We start from the raw sequence: 18,787 nt of genomic DNA, 5'->3' as shown, positions 1-18,787 counted from the left end.
TTTTTTGGTGCAGGTTGGCTAAAAATACGATTTTTAACGATAAAATTTAACACTGGATATGCATTTTGTCAGAAAATGACATACTGTTTTAAATTACAATGATGCAAAACAATTTCCCCCTCAGAAAATCTGTGGTTTCGGTCATTTAAGTAGGAGTGTATATGTCCAAGAGTGGCTTTGGTCAAATGTATCGTCAGCTTTCAAGTAAGCTGCTTGACCTCGTGGTAACCCCACATGTTCTTGGTGAGGTTCCTACTGAACCGACAACTACAGAAGCAAATGTAGCAACAGAGCAACCGATTAAGCAAAAAATCATCTGTTATGTTTTACAGAATTACTCACGCAGCAATGCGCTGATTGTCGATGGGGAAACACGACGTCTCAAACTTCCACCTGCCTTGGATCCTCTAGTGGTCGGGAATCAGAGAGAGAAAGCATCAGTACTGTTCTTGCAGCATCATAATGAAAATAATTTACTTAATCCTCCGCCACATGCTTTTCCGCCACGTTTACTTCGTTTAATCGATATTTTGGAAAATCATCCTGAAGTCGATATCGAGCTGATTCCGGTGACTGTGCTGTGGGGACGCTCGCCAGATAAAGAAGATTCCTGGTTTAAACTGCTGTTTACGGATACTTGGGCAACACCAGGTACAGTTAAACAATTGGTGAATATCGGCTTGCATGGCCGTCAGTCTTATTTGGAGTTCCATCAAGGGCAGTCCTTGCGTACGCTGGTCGATTTTGCCAAAAAGACACATCCCAACTTGTCCCCTGCGACGTATATTCTCAATACTTTAAATAACTACCTGGATGGTCAACGTGAAGTTGTACTCGGTCCTGACCTGTCAGACCGTCGTAATGTGATGCATTCATTGATCAAATCTACGGATGTGCAAGAAGCGATTCGCCGTGAAAGCATCCGCAGCAAAGTCAGCATGATTGAATCTGAACGTCGTGCAATTGGTTATTTAAACGAAATTGTCTCTGATTATTCACATTCTGCGGTGCATTTTGCCGATATGGCGCTGACCCGTTTATGGACCCAGCTTTATGACGGCGTAGAAGTGCATAACTTCAGCACCGTTCGTGAACTTGCCAAAGACTACGAAATTATCTATACCCCATGTCACCGCAGTCACATTGACTACTTATTGCTGTCTTATGTGATTTACAAGCGTGGCATGATGGTGCCGTACATTGCTGCGGGTGATAACCTGAATATGCCGTTTGTGGGTCAATTACTCCGTGGTGGCGGTGCATTCTTCATTCGTCGTACCTTCCGTGGCAATGGCTTATATACCACGGTATTTAAAGAATATCTGTACAGCATTTTGTCGCGTAACACCCCTCTTGAATACTTTATTGAAGGTGGCCGTTCACGTACAGGTCGTTTGCTGCCACCGAAAACCGGCATGCTTGCGATGACGGTACACAGTCATTTACGTGGTCGATCAAAACCCATCGTGTTTTTACCAACTTATATCGGTTATGAACGCCTGATGGAAGGTTCAACCTATGTCGGCGAAATGCAGGGTAAACCGAAAGAGTCGGAATCGATTGTCGGCATTTTAAAAACCTTGCGTAAAATCGAGCGTATTTTCGGTAAAGTGCATGTGAACTTTGGCGAACCGGTGTTTTTAGATGACATGCTGAAAAAACACGGCGCAGATAAAATCAAGATTGAAAAAAATGATGATCCTGTTCCGCAAGAAGTGTCGGATGCAGTCAACGGCTCTGCCCATGCGATTCTAGAAAACATTAACCGTGCTGTGGTGATCAATCCTGTTTCATTACTTTCCCTGATTCTACTGGCCACACCAAAACATACCCTAGATGAAGAGATCTGCATCAAACAACTCGATGCATATCGTAATCTGGTCACAGCCTTACCTTACGATGCACGTACACAGGTCACCCCGCTTTCAGGCAAAGAAATTATTGCCTACGGTCTAAAACTGAAACTGATTAAACGCATCAAACATGTGCTGGGCGATATTATTGCCATTGAAGACAATCAAGCGGTTTTACTGACTTACTTCCGCAATAACATTCTACATGCCTTTGTATTGCCATCTTTAATTGCAGCTTTGGTAGAACATAACGGTTCGATCCGTCGTGGCGATTTGATTAATGTCATCCGCACGCTCTATCCATTCTTAAAAGCTGAATTGTTCTTGAAATGGCAAGATGATGAGCTGAAAGATCAGATCTGTGCCTATGTTGAAGCATTAATCAAAGCGAAATTGATTTCTGAAGATGGTGAGGGCAACCTGGTTTCGCCTGCACCCAATTCGGAAGATCATAACCAGCTGGTAGTTCTGGCAGCTCCTGTAATGCAAAGTCTTGAGCGTTATTACATGACGCTAGCGCTGATCACCCAGCGTGGTTCAGGCAACATTTCGACCCGTCAGGTGGAAGAGCTGAGTCATCTGGTCGGTCAACGTTTGTCGGTACTTTATGAGTTCAATTCACCTGAATTCTTCGATAAAGCCCTGTTCCAAAGCTTTATTAAGGTACTGACTCAACAGGGCTATATTCGCAACAACGAAGATAACGCCATTGTGTTTGATGAGAACTTCCAGAATGTAGCGCAGTACGCCAACCTTGTTCTGGATGATGTGACCTTACAAATGCTTCAGCACATTACCACCTTCAGCGATGAAGAGTTAAAAGAAGCTTTGGACGCGGTTGCGGCCCAACAGGCGAAGCGTCGTTTGAAGCGTAAGAAGAAATAATTTTATTTTAGCCCCTTCTCCCTCTGGGAGAAGGTTGGGATGAGGGTGAAATTAAAATTTAATATTTGATTATTTAAAAACACCTCTCCCTAACCCTCACTTGCGCTGGATCTAAAGCAGTGCCTTATATCCAGCTCAGGAGAGGGAACTTTTATTATCCCATTTGGGCTAATAGCTTTTTATAATCCCCCAAACAATCTTCATGTTCCAACTTAAATCCTGTTTTCTCCATTCGAGTCGCATAAATCCTTTTTCCCGACAGTGCTTCACTCTCTAAAAGCAGTTCAGGCAAATTCAGCTGCCGTTGAAACCACTGAATGGTTTCATGTAAAGGGATCGGTTGATTATTGCTGACAATATAAGAATTTTCTGGATGTTCCACGTGAATCAATTGCACTAGGAATCGGGCTAAATCATCAATATGAATCCGGTTGCTATAGTGAATTTGAGGATAGCTTTTAGTGATTTCAGCCAGCTTGATCATTCGGGAAACTGAAGTACCATAAATCCCCGTTGGGCGAATGATGATGCATTGTTTCGGAAAAGCCTGCTGATAAAGTTGTTCCATCTTCAGTAATAATCTGCCCTGCTCATCAATAGGTTGAATACATGACTCATCATCAATACACTCACCCTTATTTTCACCATAGACTCGAGTAGAGGAAACCACCACAATCTTTTGAATCGGATGCTGTTTTAACGCGGCTACAATGGGAGCAACAGAATCGACATAAGTCTGTTGATAGGCTTCTATATTACTTTGCGAAGGTGATAACAAAACATACACCCAATCAATCGCAGGAACAGGGGCTAAATCCAGTTGATGTACATCCTGAATCAGATGCGTCGCAAATTCATCCGTTTTCGGACTTTGGCTAATTGTGGTAATTTGGTGGCCTTGCTCAAATAACTGTTTAGCAACGCGCCGAGATGTTTTACCATAACCAATAAATAATATATGCATTAAACACCTGATTACATAACCGAAGTTGAGGGTAAATGGCTGCAGTCCATCAATTGCAAGGGGTAGGAAATGCCTCTGCTGCTTTACTGGAAAAACTGAATATTTTCACCACAGATGATCTGCTGTTTCATCTGCCGCGTGATTATGAAGATCGTAGCACGATCATCCCCATGAACCAATTGACCGTGGGGCGCAGCTATTTGCTAGAAGGTGTGGTCAAAGGTGTAGATTTTCCACCGGGCAAGCGTAAATCCATGGCGGTGCTCTTAGAAGATGATTTTGGCAAAGTTACCTTGCGTTTTTACCATGTCTATAAGGCCCTGACTGATCGAGCTAAACAGGGTAATCAACTACGCATATTTGGTGAAGTCCGCGTTGGTGCACGTGGTCTGGAAATGTATCATCCTGAAATCCAGCTCATCACTCAACACACGCCCTTACCTAAAACTGAACTGACTGCGATTTATCCTGCTACCGAAGGCTTAACCCAAGCCAAACTGCGCGAATATGTCAAACAGTCACTGAAACAGCATAGTGATGACCTGCCTGAATTATTGCCAGAAAAATTTACCAATGGCTATGCGCTGAAACAGGCACTGGAATACATCCATGAGCCACCATTGAATGCCAATATGTTGCAACTGGCACAAGGCTCACACCCTGCCCAGCAGCGCTTAATCTTTGAAGAATTGGTCGCACATCAGATTAGTTTGCTTTCACGTCGTGCCTATATTCAGCAAATTGAAGCCCCTTCTTTTTCACCGAGTAAAAATTTTGCCAAACAATTATTAGGCAGTTTACCCTTTAGCCTGACCGGTGCGCAAAAACGGGTCTCCAAAGAAATTGTGCAGGATTTAAAACAAAACAAACCTATGCTGCGTTTAGTTCAGGGCGATGTCGGTGCAGGTAAAACCTTGGTTGCAGGAGTTGCAGCATGTCATGCCTTAGAGGAAGGTTGGCAAGTGGCATTGATGGCACCGACTGAAATTCTGGCTGAACAACATTATTTAAATTTTAAGAAATGGTTTGAACCCTTGGGTTTAACCGTATCCTGGCTTTCAGGCAAACAAAAAGGTAAAGCGCGCGCAGCGGCAGAACAAGGTATTAAACAAGGCACTGCCAATTTAGTGGTCGGTACCCATGCCCTGTTTCAGGAAAATGTTGAATTCGCCAAACTGGGGTTGGTGATTATTGATGAACAGCATCGCTTTGGGGTCGATCAGCGTTTGGCTTTACGCAACAAAGGCTTAAATGGCATGACACCACATCAACTGGTCATGACCGCTACCCCGATTCCACGCACACTGGCGATGTCTGCTTATGGCGATCTGGATACTTCGGTGATTGATGAACTTCCTCCCGGTCGTACCCCGATTCAAACCGTGACCATCCCTTTAGACCGTCGTGAAGAAGTTTTAAGTCGGATTGCCAGCAACTGTGCTGAAGGAAAGCAAGCCTATTGGGTCTGTACCTTGGTAGAACAATCAGAAACCCTAGATGCGCAAGCGGCTGAAGCGACTTATCTGGAAATTAAGGAACGCTTTCCACATATCAATATTGGACTGGTACACGGCAAAATGAAAGCCGATGAAAAACAGTCGGTAATGCAGCAATTTAAAGACAATCAGCTGCAACTGCTGATTGCCACAACAGTAATTGAAGTGGGTGTGGATGTTCCTAATGCCTCGATTATGGTGATTGAAAATGCTGAACGCTTAGGACTTTCTCAATTACATCAATTGCGTGGACGGGTTGGACGGGGAGCAACAGCCAGTTTCTGTGCCCTGCTCTATAAAAGCCCGCTGTCGCAAAATGGTCAGGAACGCTTACGCATTTTACGTGAAAGTAATGATGGTTTTGTAATTGCAGAAAAGGACCTGGAAATTCGTGGTCCGGGTGAACTGCTTGGCACCAAGCAAACCGGTGATATGGGTTTTCGAGTCGCCAAGTTAGAACGAGACGACCACCTACTGAATCAGGCACATTATGTGGCACAGCAAATTCTCAAAGATTATCCAGAGAATGCCAAAGCTTTACTCAAACGCTGGCTGCCTGAAGCACCACGATACGCTTATGTGTAGAGAATCATTTCAAAAATATATTTGATAACCAGTACAAAATAACACGCTTAGTCAGATAGTTATGATTGCGTGGGCGGTATGGATGCTGCCATTATTGAAACTAAATACAAACTGTGCAAAATGAACGCCAAATAAAAAGAAGAATAAAAATATGCTGCAATTTATTCACCCATTACTGCATAAAGCGATCCAGAGCATTTCACCTTGTGTACTTTGTGGAGTTGACCGGCAACACCAGCATTCAATCTGTAAAGATTGCTGGCAACAAATGCCGTGGTCTAAAAGTACGGTTCAGCGCCAGGAAATGGATATTCAGGTCGCTTGTCATTATGGCTACCCGATTGATCGTATTATTCAAAAATTCAAATACGAGCAGCAACTGCATTTCCAGAACTTGCTTGCAGGTGCATTACTCGAACTTCGGCTACCAAAAATCCAAGCCATTATCCCGATGCCGATCTCAACAGAACGATTGCTAGAACGCGGTTATAACCAGTCATTGGTTTTGGCTAAAATCATGGCCCAACAACTAAACATTCCAATATGGCAACCTATTGCCCGCTTACAACAGCATTCACAAAAAGGCTTAAGCCGATTAGAAAGGCTGGATCATATTGAACAACAATTTCAAATTAGCACTACATCCAAACTTCGTTATCGACGTGTACTGATTCTCGATGATGTGGTGACCACAGGCAGTTCTATCCATGCTTTAAAACTGAAACTTGAGGAATTAGGTTGTCAAAAAATTTATGCAGCCTGCATCGCGAGTGCGGAGTCTTAATCATTCCTCTATTTTTTAAAAGATCAGCAATATTTCATGAGAGCTCAGTCGAAATTTAAACCCTCATACCGAACATACTTAAGAGATAGAACTTTCTATCAAAAATTGCTTCACCCATGGCATCACAATTTCTGTGGTCAATGGTGCAAGTTTGGTTTGCTGATCATCTAAATCGACCCATTTCATCTCTGCAATTTCTGCATCAATTTTTGGCGCATGATCCAAAGTCACTACATAAACATAGCTCACCAATAAATGATCTGGCTCATTGGCTGTAGCTGTCTCAAAGCGCCCCACAAATTGTTCAATCGATGCCTGACAACCAATTTCTTCCTGAATCTCACGCAGCATAGTATGTTCAGGGGGTTCATTCGGTTCAAGCTTGCCACCCACCTGCATAAAACAGGAGGTATTCTGCTTACGAACCACTAAAAGCTTTTGTTGGTCATTTAAAATAATGGCGGCAGCAACGGTAATTACTTTCATTTTTATTTCACTAATGCTTGCTGATCGACCATGCCCCATTTCGGTTGTGGCGCCTGGAAAGCATCAAATTGCTGCAAAATCTCTTCGATTGAATCCGATGCAATAATGCTGTCCGTGAAACGGGCATGGGTAAAACCCTTTACTGTAGTCAACTGGATAAATTTCAACAGATCATCATAAAAACCTGTCACATTTAAAAATGCACACGGCTTTAAATGAATACCCAATTGTGCCCAAGTCCACTGCTCAAAAATTTCTTCCAACGTTCCAGCCCCACCCGGTAAAGCAATAAAAGCATCGGACAGTTCTGACATCTTGGTTTTGCGCTCATGCATATTCGCAACCACATGCAATTCAGTTAAATGGGGATGTGCAAGCTCACGGTCAACCAACGCACTCGGAATCACGCCAATGACTTTCCCACCTGCCTGCAAGGCACTATCCGCAACAATACCCATCAAACCGGAACGACCACCACCATAGACCAGCGTTTTGCCTTGCTGAGCAATGGTTTGACCCATTTTCTGTGCAGTGTCCAAGAAAATGCGATCTGTCCCCACAGCTGAACCACAAAAAATTGCGATTGATTTCGTCATTTTTTCACCATGTTTTGAAGATGTCATACTAATAAAGTAAATATTCAGGAGATTTTTTCATAAAAAAGCGATTCAATCAGTGTTTTTATTCAATTCCTTGTCTAAAATACACCCATTGATTAACCTATACTGCGCAGGGAAAAGACAGCATGCTTGAAGCCTTTTACGCCACAGAGCGCGGTAGTTTGGAAGATGCCACTATTAATGGAGATTTCGATCTTCATCAAGATTTAGTGTGGATTGATTTAATTGCACCCTCCCAAGAAGAACAACAATGGATATTAGACGCTTATGAACAGAATTTACCCACGCTAAAATCATTGGAAGACATTTCCTCATCAGCACGATTTTACCGTGATGATGACGGTATTTTACATATCAGCACCTACTTTTTAACGAAAAATAAAAACTTTCAGGTCGATGGTGAAACGGATGACGATTCGAGTATTTTAGCCACCGTACAAACCGTTGCTTTCATTCTGCACAAACAACACCTGTTTACTTTACGGGGTGAAAAGCTGGTTGCATTCCGTGCCTTTCGTGCCCGTGCACGTCGTAATGATTACGAAATTGACTATAAGGACCCCACCTGGGTGTTACTGGGTTTGCTCGAAGCCAAACTGGATGAGCTGGCGGATATTCTGGAAGATGTACATAAAGATTTAGAAAAATATTCAACTGAAGTGTTGAATAACCGTCATCGTGAGCAAATTCTCGATTTGGATGACATGATTACCCGTCTGGCACAGCTAGAAGACATGCTTGGAAAAGCACAATTGTGTCTGATCGATTTACGCCGTGTACTGACATTCTTATCCCGTCCACGTGCTTTGGGCAGTCATATTTATGATGCCGATATTCGAGAGCTCAGTGAAGACGTGCGTTCCTTAGTAGAACATGATGCGTTCTTGTTCCAAAAGGTTCGATTCTTGCTCGATACCACCTCTGGATTCATTAACACGGAACAGAACGATACGATTCGTCGATTCTCGATCTTGCCAAGTATGCTCGCGCCACCCATGCTGGTTGCCAGTGTGTATGGGATGAATACCGATGTACTGCCTTTTGCCAGAGGAACCACCAGCTTCATTATGGTCGGTATTATTTTGCTGGCTTTCTTTATAGGGCCATTAATTTATTTCCGCTGGAAAAAATGGATTTGAGCAAGCTTTGAAGCACTGCTTCAAAGCGAAGCGCAAGAAACGCTCCCGATTTGATAAATACCTATTTGCAGACAATAAAAAAGCACCCTAAGGTGCTTTTTTATATTTCAGTGTTCAGGCAATCAATTGCAGATCATTTTGCAAATGACAGGCTTGAATAATTTTCATCATCTTTTCAGGCACAGCTTTAAACTGGATCCCTTGTGCTTTCGGAGTCTGGCGCAACCAGCGCACCAATACGGCCAAAGCCAAGGTACTACCCTGCTCCAACTGTGCCAAATTTACCACCACAGGAAACTGGTTTTGAGATTGAATCAGTTTCAAACCCTGCTGGTAATAGCTTTCAGCATTTAGATAATCTATTTTTCCAGAAACCTGCAATTCCTGATTAATGACTTCAATCACCGAACACCTACTCAATTATTTTTTATTAACCGCTGCTTCTGCATCTGGCTGGAAGTTTGCAATTGCTTTATCAAGACTACCCCCATTACGTTTTACAGTTGCAGCAAACTGATTGCGGAACTGTAAACCTAAATCAATGCCCGAAACATTAATGTTGCGGATTTTCCATTGATTCCCTTTATCTACCAATTGGAAAGATACAGGAATTTTTTCACCTTTGTTATTAAAGTCCATGGTCACCACAGGGTTTTTACTGTTGTTTTCTTTGTATGGACGAAGGCTATAAGACTGATTTGAGAACTTCGCAAATGCACTACCGTAGTTTTCAATTAAAGTTTCACGGAAGTTACGTTCAAACTGTGCACGCTGAGCAGCCGTACTATATTGATTGGTCGCATAGGTACCCATCACAATACGGGTAAATGATTGTGAATCAATATATGGGTCAAGATTTTGACGTACGATCGTTTTCACTGCAGCTGGATTATTCTGTAATTTCGCATGATCCGCTTTTAAGCGTGAAATCAGGCCATCTGCAACTTTTTTAACAAAAACAGGCGGTGTTTCTGCTGGTGCTGCAAATGCAGTAGTCGCCATCATTGTTGATAAAACACTAGCTGTAAGTGTATGTTTAACTAAAGTATTCACTAAAATTCCTCTCCAAATTATTCAACAAATGATGCTTCTGCATCTGCCGATTCATCTGATGTTTTTGCATCTGCCGTTTTTTCTGATGATTTACCTGCACCACCAGTAATAAATTTACTAATCAAATCTTCAAGATCCATCGTACCTTGAGTATTGGCAATACTTTCCCCACGCTTCACGTAGTTCAAACCACCGCCCGGTACCACTTTCAAGTATTTTTCACCCAATAAACCATTGGTTGCTACCATAATATAAGCATCTTCATCAATACTGGTGATGGAGCTCATGTTATCTACAAGTTGTTTTTCCATTTCTTTTTGTTGTGCAGGCGCCGCTTCAGTATATTCTGTGCTATAGCGCAGTTCTTCTAAGGCATTGGATTTCACTGTTTGAAGCTGTTCTTTGTTAAATGAGGTCAGCTTACCATCCAGTTCAAAATGAACAGTGGCTAAACGCGATACTGGATCAAGGGTAATATCAGTCACACGACCAATCGTTACACCACTCATGGTGACTTTAGCACGCGGTTTTAAACCATTCACATTGTCAAATTGTGCAGTCATATCATAAGCATCACGTAAATTGGTGCCCGATAACCCACTTACTTTCATGGCTAAGAAAAATAACGCTACACCGAAGATAATGACAAAAATACCTACGGTCAGCTCACTTGTACGTGATTTCATTGAACCCCTCCAAACATGACCGCAGTCAACACGAAATCAAAACCTAATACACACAATGACGAATAAACCACTGTACGTGTTGTGGATGTTGCAATCCCTTCAGATGTCGGCTCACAGGCATAACCTTGATACACCGCAATCCAAGTACAAATCAGGGCAAAAACAATACTTTTGATAATGCCATTTACCACATCATGCCCAAACTGAACTGAACTTTGCATGCCGCTCCAGTAAGAACCTTCGTCAACACCTAAAAAATCTACACCGACCATTTTACCGCCCAAGATACCAATGGCAGCAAAAATCACTGTCAGCATCGGCAAGCTTACAATGCCTGCCCACAAACGTGGCGACACAATGCGTTTTAGCGGATCGACACCAATCATTTCCATACTGGACAGCTGTTCAGTGGCTTTCATTAAGCCAATTTCAGCAGTCAGTGCTGAACCGGCACGCCCTGCAAATAACAAGGCTGCAACTACAGGTGCGAGTTCACGCAATAAAGTCAGTGATACCATGGTTCCGAGCATTGCTTCAGAACCAACATTCACCAAAATGGAGTAGCCTTGCAGACCCAGCACCAGACCAATAAACAAACCAGACACACCAATGATCAATAAAGACATGACCCCAATACGGTGCATTTGATAAATAAACAGGGAAACGCCCAGTTTAGTCGGCATGGAAAATAAAATTTGCAGCAACATCACCGTTGCCACACCTATACCACGTACACGTTCAATAACGCGTCTACCTAATAAGGCAATGGCATTCATGAACGTACCTCATCACTTAAATAAGCTTGATGACTAAATTGATAATCAACCGGACCTTCTATTGATCCAGTCAGAAACTGACGAACAAAAGGTGAAGCATGTTCTCTGAGTTCAGCAGGCGTCCCCTCCCCCTGAATCTTCCCTTCTGCCACGATATAAATATAATCGGCAATCGATAAGGTTTCTGCCACATCATGCGAGACAATAATCGTGGTTAAATCCAGAGCTTCACGTAGCGAGCGGATTAAACGGCTCAAAACCCCCATCACAATTGGATCTTGGCCTGCAAATGGCTCATCGTACATAATCAGTTCTGGATCAAGTGCAATCGCACGTGCCAATGCGACACGACGGTTCATACCACCCGACAGTTCGGACGGCATCAATTGTTCTGCCCCGCGCAAACCCACAGACTCTAATTTTAATGCCACAATTTCAGCGATTAGATGTTCAGGTAACTTGGTATGGGCCCGAAGTGGAAATGCCACGTTTTCATAGGTAGTCATATCGGTAAACAGTGCCCCACTCTGGAAAAGCATCCCCATACGCGCCCGTGCAGCAAACAGGTCAGAGCGCGACATTGTCGCAATATCTTTTCCATCTAATAGCACTTGTCCTTGGTCTGGAACGAGCTGCCCACCAATCAGACGAAGCAAGGTGGTTTTACCTGTACCTGAAGGCCCCATAATGGCAGTGATCTGACCACGACGAATCGTTAGGCTGACATTGTCATAAATGATACGTTCCCCTCGTTTAAAGCTCAGATTTTTAATCTCAATCAAAGACTGAGATTGAGAGGGTATTTGATTATTCATAGCTGAGCGTTTTCCTACATTTTTTCAGCATGCATACTATAAAGGATTAGAGTTTAAAATGTTACTTTTAGATAAAAGGCAACGAATCCAGCGAATTTTCTAATGAATTTAATTGTAATTCTATTTTTTATAAATAACAGGTATAAAAACAGGACACTGTGTTACAGAAAAGAGTTATAGATAAAGTACACAATATTGCATAACAATAAGGCCAAACCAATATAAGGCATAATCACCTCTGGATTAAAATTCCGAATATAATGAGCAGATTCATTGTTCATATTTAACGATTTTAAAACAAAACATGATTGAGTATACATTTTTATCTTATAAGTTCAAAGATTAATCCATAAAAAAACCGGTGTTTCCACCGGTTTTTTCTATCTAAATTTAACGATTAAATTAGTCGTTAAATTTACGACGTGGACGGTCTTCGCCACCAAAAGCTGGACGTTCGCCACGTGGTTTATCATCAAAGCTACGACGTGGACGATCTTCACCACCGAAAGTACGCTTAGGACGATCATCGCTGAAAGAACGTTGTGGACGATCACCGAAACCGCCTTCACGACGTGGAGCTGGACGATCACCGTAGTCACGACGTGGAGCTGAACGATCACCTTCACGAGCTGGTTTGTAATCTACACGATTACCACGGTTGTCATCAGCCGAACGTGGTTTGTCACCAAACGAACGTTGTGGACGATCACCGAAACCGCCTTCGCGACGTGGAGCTGGACGATCACCAAAATCACGTTTTGGACGATCATCGAAAGAACGTTGTGGACGATCACCAAAACCGCCTTCACGACGTGGAGCTGGACGATCACCGAAATCACGTTTTGGACGATCATCGAAAGAACGTTGTGGACGATCACCGAAACCGCCTTCACGACGTGGAGCTGGACGATCATCGAAAGAACGTTGTGGACGATCGCCACGTGGTTTGTCATCGAAAGAACGTTGTGGACGATCACCGCCACGACCGCCACCGAAACTACGACCGCCATCACGACCACGACCACCGCCGAAACCGCCACGACCGCCATCACGACCGCGACCAGCGCCATCACGAGCACCACGTGCAGGAGGTGGAGATGGCTCAAGACCTTCAATTTCAGACACGTTTAAACGTGCATCTAGGAAGTCTTCAAGCGCACGGATTTTACCGCGTTCACGGTAAGTCGCCAAAGTAATTGCATTACCTGTACGACCGGCACGACCCGTACGACCGATACGGTGTACATAGTCTTCGTTTTTCATCGGTAAACCGAAGTTGATTACGTGTGAAATTGTTGGTACGTCAAGACCACGAGCCGCTACGTCTGTAGCAACTAGGATTTTTGCACGACCTTCACGAATGCTGCGTAAACGACGGTTACGAACAGTCTGTGGCATAGCACCATGAAGTGCTACAACTGATAGACCTGCTTCAGCAAGTTCTTCAGCCAACATGTCGGTATCTTCTTGAGTGCTTGCAAACACAACTGCTTGATCTACTGATTCATCAGATAACCAGTGAGTAAGCAATTTTTTCTTGTGTTCAAAGCCATCAGTCCAATGCAATGTTTGAGTGATGTCTGTATTTGTAGAGTGACCAGTTTCGATCGCAATACGCATAGGATCATTCATCATGCGTTCAGCAAGCGTGATAATACGCGGTGCAAAAGTTGCAGAGAACATTAATGTTTGTTTACGGTTAGCAGCCAATTCGCCAATTGCTTCTAGGTCTTCAGAGAAGCCCAAGTCAAGCATACGGTCAGCTTCGTCGACGATTAACGCATCAACCATGTCAAGTTTAAGTTGACGACGGTTTACAAGATCAAGTAAACGACCTGGAGTCGCAACTACAACCTGTGCACCTTTTAATTGTTGAATTTGTTTACCGAAAGGCATACCACCCATGATCGCAGCAACACGAACACCTTTCATATGACGAACCAATGCAATCGCATCTTGACATACTTGTTGTGCTAATTCACGAGTAGGAGAAATCACAAGAATATTCGGTTGAGTCACCGCTTTCATGCGATCTTTGAATGATACAAGCGTATCTTGATTCGCTAAACCATTTAAAGTAGGTAACAAGAATGCAGCAGTTTTACCAGAACCTGTTTGGCTTGATACTAAAAGGTCTTTACCTTCTAGTGCAGCTGGAATTGCTTGTTCTTGTACAGGAGTTGGCGTAGTAAAGCCTAAACCTTCGATCGCTAGTGTTAAAGACTCATCGAGGGAAAAATCAGCAAAAGTTTTGCTCATAGAGAGTGTTCACCCTGAAGGGGGTGCTCCATTTAATAAATTACAATATGGACATCGGCAAAAAGCGGCACAGCAAATAGAGCTGAAAAATAAGGATTCAGCAGCGATCCGAATAACGACGATGTGGATATAACGCACGTATATGATTACGGCCGCAAACCTGAAGGGAATCGCTTAAGCGATTGGGGCGCGAAGGATATGTCCTCTCTATGGACAGAACGCGCATACAATGATTAGAAGATAATGTTCAGGTAAAGAACGGAAAATTAAGTGCGTGGCGGCATAATAACAGAATAATTTTAAAAAGTAATCATTTTTTTCGATTGAATTAGGAATTGATACTATTTTTTTCAGTAACAGTCTATTTTGCAAATTAATTTTGTTTATTTTTTAAGCGTATGTTTTTTGAATTAACCCTCACCCTTCTCAATCAATTTTTGCTGAAAGCCATTAAAACCAGCGTTAAAGATGAATATCAATTCCCTGAGCAATAAAAAAGCCCTCACATGGAGAGCTTTTTCTTTGTCATATCACTCGATTAAATCGGTATTACTTTGCGGCTTCACCCCAAGCTGGAACGACAGCTTGCATTAGAGGTTTAAGCATTTTCATAGAGCAAGCAATGACTTGACCATTATCCATAGAATCGGCACCACCACGTGCATCCACTACAGTACCACCAGCTTCTTTTACCAGTAACTCGCCTGCAGCGATATCCCAAGGTTTCAAGCCAAGTTCGAAGTAACCATCAAGACGACCGGCAGCAACATACGCCAAGTCTAACGCAGCAGAACCTGAACGACGGAATTGTGCACCCGCTTCAGTCACGTTTAATAATGAATCAAAATGGTTTTTCGCATAAGAAACCACTTCACCGTTACGTTTATTACGGTAAGCATGGCCTACACCCACGAACGTATTGTCCAGGCTGTCTTTAATATTTACGCGAATACGACGTTGATTCATCATGGCACCGCGGCCACGACTTGCAGAGAAAAGCTCATCTTTCACAGGGTCATAAATAACACCGTGTTGAGTTACGCCTTTATGTTGAACTGCAATTGAGATACAGAAATGTGGAAAACCGTTAATGAAGTTTAAAGTACCGTCCAAAGGATCGATCACCCAACACCAGTCGGCGTCGTGACCATTACCTTCTTGCATACCAAACTCTTCACCAAGGAAGCTGTGGTTTTTATAGCTTTTACGTAGAGTATCGATAGTCAACTGTTCCAAATAACGATCTACACGCGTTACCGGACCATCAATCCCTTTTTCTTCGACTTGTAGATCGAGTTTATGACGATTTTGATGCGCTTTTAAAAGCTCTTGACCAACTAATTGAGCCGCACGCGCAGCCATAACCACCATAGGTTCCATTGAACACCCACTACAAATTTAAGAAACTGATAAAGAATAATGCATAAAAGCCCTGACATTTTAGCAAATATGAGGGCTTTTAGGGGAAAAAATGTTGCTAAAATTTAATTGATCATGATGAAACGGTTTGCACAAGCTTTAGCCAAGCCATTTCAATCGATTTTTCAATACCTTTGGCATCAAGCCCAGCCTGCTGCAACATTTGTGCATGTGAAGCCTGGTGCATAAAAATATCGGGTAAACCCAAATTTAAAGTCGCTTTAACAATTTGTGCTTGAGCCAGATATTCGTTTACCGCACTACCCGCACCTGCCATAACCGCATGTTCTTCAACCGTCACAAATAAGCTGGTGGTGCTCGCAAGTGCTGCAATCATCTGTTCATCTAGAGGCTTCACAAAGCGCATGTTGACGACACGAACGCCCACATCATGTGCTTGTGCCAATGCTTGTGCTGCTTCAATTGCCACAGTGACACGGCTACCAAATGCCAGAATACTAATGTGTTCATCCTGCTGTTCATTAAAACTGGCCACAATTTCAGCTTTACCAATCTCTAATACATTCAATTGTTGTTGAATTTCCACACCGACGCCATTGCCACGCGGATAACGTACAGCCGCAGGACCATTGTATTGATAAGCCGTATGTAACATCTGGCGACATTCATTTTCGTCTTTAGGCGCCATAATCACCATATTCGGTACAGTGCGCATAAAGGCATAGTCATAGGCACCGGCATGGGTTGGGCCATCTTCACCGACCAAACCGGCACGATCGATGCCAAAAGTCACATCCAGATTTTGCAAGGCAACGTCATGAATCAGCTGGTCATAACCACGCTGCAAGAAGGTTGAGTAAATGGCAACAACCGGTTTTAAACCTTCACATGCCATACCGGCAGCCAAGGTGACTGCATGCTGTTCAGCAATCGCGACATCAAAAAAGCGCTCCGGGAACTGCTTGGCGAACTGCACCATGCCCGAACCTTCACACATTGCCGGTGTAATGGCGAGTAAGCGGTCATCTTGTACTGCTTCATCACATAACCACTGACCAAAGACATCTGAATATTTTGGCGCAGTATTGACTGCAGGTATTGAATTTATTTTACTAATCGCGTGATACTTAATTTGATCTGCTTCTGCAGGCACAAATCCCTTGCCTTTTTTGGTATAGACATGAATTAAACGCGGGCCTTTACGCTTTTTCAGTGCATTAAAGACTTGTACCAGCTGATTGACATCATGTCCGTCGAAAGGACCAAAGTAGTCAAAACCAATGGCTTTAAATAAGTTATCTGCGGCATCTGTTGCTGCACTGTGCAAACGCGAGTTATATAACCATTCAGGATGCGGCTGAATAAAAGCCTCCCCTGTTTCTGAAATATTAACCGATTGCCCTCTTTCCCAGATGGCGGCCAAGTGCTTGGCAAAACCGCCGGTACTGCATGAAATCGACATGTCATTGTCATTCAGTACCACGATTAAATCAGCATTATGCGCCACTGCATCGTTCATGGCTTCAAAAGCCATCCCCGCAGTCATCGCACCATCACCAATAATGGAAACCACTTCACACGGATCTTTTTGATAACGGCGTGCCAGCGCCATACCCAAACCGGCAGAAATCGCTGTGGAGGAATGACCGACACCAAAAGTATCAAATACTGATTCTTCACGGGATGGGAAAGCCGCCAAGCCATCTTTGGCACGAATGCTGGTCAATTGCTCACGGCGACCGGTTAAGGCTTTATGCGGATAAGCCTGGTGACCCACATCCCAGATTAAACGGTCATGCGGCGTATTGAAACAATAGTGCAAAGCCACGGTCAGTTCGATCACGCCAAGATTGGCACCAAAATGTCCGCCACTTTGTCCTGCTGCATACAAAATGTACTGACGTAACTCATCCGCCACTTTTTCTAATTGGCTGCGCTCGAGCAATCGTAATTGTTGCGGATGATCAATCGCATCCAGCAACGGTGTTACAGGGCGATGAGTCGGTATTTCTGTATACAACATAAATGGCAAAGCCTTCTAAAGCCTGGCAAATCCTAAGCTAGGTAAATGGGTTATTCGAGACAAGCAAGTATCGAATTGTATCACCTTTAAATCAGCCACATTTCTAGCGATGCAGTTTAGAGGCAGTTCTCTACACTGGGTGTTTGTTCATGAGCGAGATTATCCTGAATAATCTTACTATTTATCAACTATTATCGTTCGCTTTATACAAAAAAGAAAATCTTCTGCATAATTTCATCATAGCAATTCTACCAATGTCCAAGCATTACGCTATACTTTAGCCAATTAATGAACTATTTGACGGGTTAAGCAGTGCCTATAGAATTTGTCGCAACTTCAAGATTACCAACCGCTTTTGGTGAATTTAAAATCACTGTATTTCAAGATCCTCAAACCGGTGAAGAACATGTCGCACTTTCTAAAGGACTCGATATTCCACCTACCGGACCAGTTCTGGTTCGTATTCACTCTGAATGTTTAACCGGTGATGCCTTTGCCTCACTGAAATGTGATTGTGGACCACAGCTCCAGGCAACACTCAAGTTGATTAACGATATCGGTCAAGGTGTGATTCTATACTTGCGCCAAGAAGGTCGCGGTATAGGCCTGACCAATAAAATTCGCGCCTATGCCCTGCAAGATCAGGGACATGATACCGTGGATGCCAACCTGATGTTGAATTTGCCTGCAGATGCGCGACGTTATGACATGTGCACCATAATGCTGGATCATTTAAAGATCAAACAGGTTAAACTGGTGACCAACAATCCTTCAAAAATTGCCGCACTCAAAGACCTCGGGATTGATGTGATCGATCGTGTTCCCCTCACTGTCGGCTTAAATCCCTTCAATGCAGAATATCTAAAAACTAAACATGAACGCATGGCGCATATGTATAAAAAAGGCGACTTCTAAGTCACCTTACAAAGCTTTATAAATCACAGTATTCAGGGATTTTTTACAAGATGTTAAAAAATCCCTTA

General features: G+C 43.2%; 16 protein-coding genes. 5 read left to right on the top strand and 11 right to left on the bottom strand.

Translation table 11 applies throughout. The annotated features are described in order from the left end of the window. Positions 1–161 precede the first annotated feature (161 nt). A complete protein-coding gene (gene plsB, locus ACU0NF_RS01945) occupies positions 162–2,738 on the top strand; it encodes a glycerol-3-phosphate 1-O-acyltransferase PlsB (RefSeq protein ID WP_445659967.1) in 2,577 nt (858 codons plus the stop codon). A 154-nt stretch (positions 2,739–2,892) separates the two neighbouring features. On the opposite strand, the gene ACU0NF_RS01940 is transcribed toward plsB, so the two are convergent. Next, positions 2,893–3,702 carry an NAD-dependent epimerase/dehydratase family protein gene (locus ACU0NF_RS01940; protein ID WP_445659966.1) on the bottom strand — a complete coding sequence of 270 codons (810 nt, stop codon included), beginning with the start codon at positions 3,700–3,702 and terminating at the stop codon, positions 2,893–2,895. A gap of 35 nt (positions 3,703–3,737) precedes the next feature. On the opposite strand from ACU0NF_RS01940, the gene recG reads away from it, so the two are divergent. Both recG and ACU0NF_RS01930 read left to right on the top strand, forming a co-directional pair. Continuing rightward, entirely contained in the window at positions 3,738–5,783 is a 2,046-nt protein-coding gene (recG, locus tag ACU0NF_RS01935; RefSeq protein ID WP_445659965.1) for an ATP-dependent DNA helicase RecG, read from the top strand. A 151-nt stretch (positions 5,784–5,934) separates the two neighbouring features. Further along, the gene (locus tag ACU0NF_RS01930; RefSeq protein ID WP_445659964.1) at positions 5,935–6,567 is read left to right on the top strand and encodes a ComF family protein; all 633 of its coding nucleotides are present in this window, start codon (positions 5,935–5,937) and stop codon (positions 6,565–6,567) included. A gap of 78 nt (positions 6,568–6,645) precedes the next feature. On the opposite strand, the gene ACU0NF_RS01925 is transcribed toward ACU0NF_RS01930, so the two are convergent. Further along, positions 6,646–7,053: an NUDIX hydrolase gene (locus ACU0NF_RS01925; protein WP_370982890.1), complete on the bottom strand. Its 408-nt coding sequence runs from the start codon at positions 7,051–7,053 to the stop codon at positions 6,646–6,648. Between the two features lie 2 nt (positions 7,054–7,055). Then, complete coding sequence (locus tag ACU0NF_RS01920) at positions 7,056–7,649, bottom strand: LOG family protein (RefSeq protein ID WP_445659963.1); 594 nt, start codon at positions 7,647–7,649, stop codon at positions 7,056–7,058. Between the two features lie 149 nt (positions 7,650–7,798). On the opposite strand from ACU0NF_RS01920, the gene ACU0NF_RS01915 reads away from it, so the two are divergent. Further along, complete coding sequence (locus ACU0NF_RS01915; protein WP_445659962.1) at positions 7,799–8,812, top strand: CorA family divalent cation transporter; 1,014 nt, start codon at positions 7,799–7,801, stop codon at positions 8,810–8,812. Between the two features lie 114 nt (positions 8,813–8,926). Here the strand turns inward: ACU0NF_RS01915 and ACU0NF_RS01910 are convergent, their stop codons facing one another. The 8 genes from ACU0NF_RS01910 to dxs form a co-directional block, all read right to left on the bottom strand. Then, on the bottom strand, positions 8,927–9,217 hold the full coding sequence (locus ACU0NF_RS01910) for an STAS domain-containing protein (RefSeq protein WP_445659961.1): 291 nt from the start codon (positions 9,215–9,217) through the stop codon (positions 8,927–8,929). A 15-nt stretch (positions 9,218–9,232) separates the two neighbouring features. After that, positions 9,233–9,865 carry an MlaC/ttg2D family ABC transporter substrate-binding protein gene (locus ACU0NF_RS01905; protein WP_445659960.1) on the bottom strand — a complete coding sequence of 211 codons (633 nt, stop codon included), beginning with the start codon at positions 9,863–9,865 and terminating at the stop codon, positions 9,233–9,235. 17 nt (positions 9,866–9,882) lie between these two features. Continuing rightward, positions 9,883–10,551, bottom strand: coding sequence for an outer membrane lipid asymmetry maintenance protein MlaD (mlaD, locus tag ACU0NF_RS01900; protein ID WP_445659959.1), 669 nt, complete (start codon positions 10,549–10,551; stop codon positions 9,883–9,885). Next, positions 10,548–11,327, bottom strand: coding sequence for a lipid asymmetry maintenance ABC transporter permease subunit MlaE (gene mlaE, locus ACU0NF_RS01895; RefSeq protein ID WP_171537079.1), 780 nt, complete (start codon positions 11,325–11,327; stop codon positions 10,548–10,550). The genes mlaD and mlaE overlap by 4 nt, the downstream gene beginning before the upstream one ends. Next, complete coding sequence (locus ACU0NF_RS01890) at positions 11,324–12,142, bottom strand: ABC transporter ATP-binding protein (RefSeq protein WP_445659958.1); 819 nt, start codon at positions 12,140–12,142, stop codon at positions 11,324–11,326. The genes mlaE and ACU0NF_RS01890 overlap by 4 nt, the downstream gene beginning before the upstream one ends. A gap of 402 nt (positions 12,143–12,544) precedes the next feature. Beyond that, entirely contained in the window at positions 12,545–14,401 is a 1,857-nt protein-coding gene (locus tag ACU0NF_RS01885; protein WP_445659957.1) for a DEAD/DEAH box helicase, read from the bottom strand. Between the two features lie 549 nt (positions 14,402–14,950). Further along, positions 14,951–15,781, bottom strand: coding sequence for an inositol monophosphatase family protein (locus ACU0NF_RS01880; protein WP_131268274.1), 831 nt, complete (start codon positions 15,779–15,781; stop codon positions 14,951–14,953). Between the two features lie 112 nt (positions 15,782–15,893). After that, on the bottom strand, positions 15,894–17,804 hold the full coding sequence (gene dxs / locus ACU0NF_RS01875; protein ID WP_445659956.1) for a 1-deoxy-D-xylulose-5-phosphate synthase: 1,911 nt from the start codon (positions 17,802–17,804) through the stop codon (positions 15,894–15,896). A 312-nt stretch (positions 17,805–18,116) separates the two neighbouring features. Here dxs and ribA point away from each other — a divergent pair, with 312 nt between their 5' ends. Further along, positions 18,117–18,719 (top strand): GTP cyclohydrolase II, encoded by a 603-nt coding sequence (gene ribA, locus ACU0NF_RS01870; protein WP_445659955.1) that lies wholly within the window; start codon positions 18,117–18,119, stop codon positions 18,717–18,719. Positions 18,720–18,787: the final 68 nt, after the last annotated feature.

Source organism: Acinetobacter sp. F16 (genome assembly GCF_052712855.1).
Note: the sequence above shows the minus strand (reverse complement) of the source record. Positions and strands in the feature narration are given on the sequence as shown.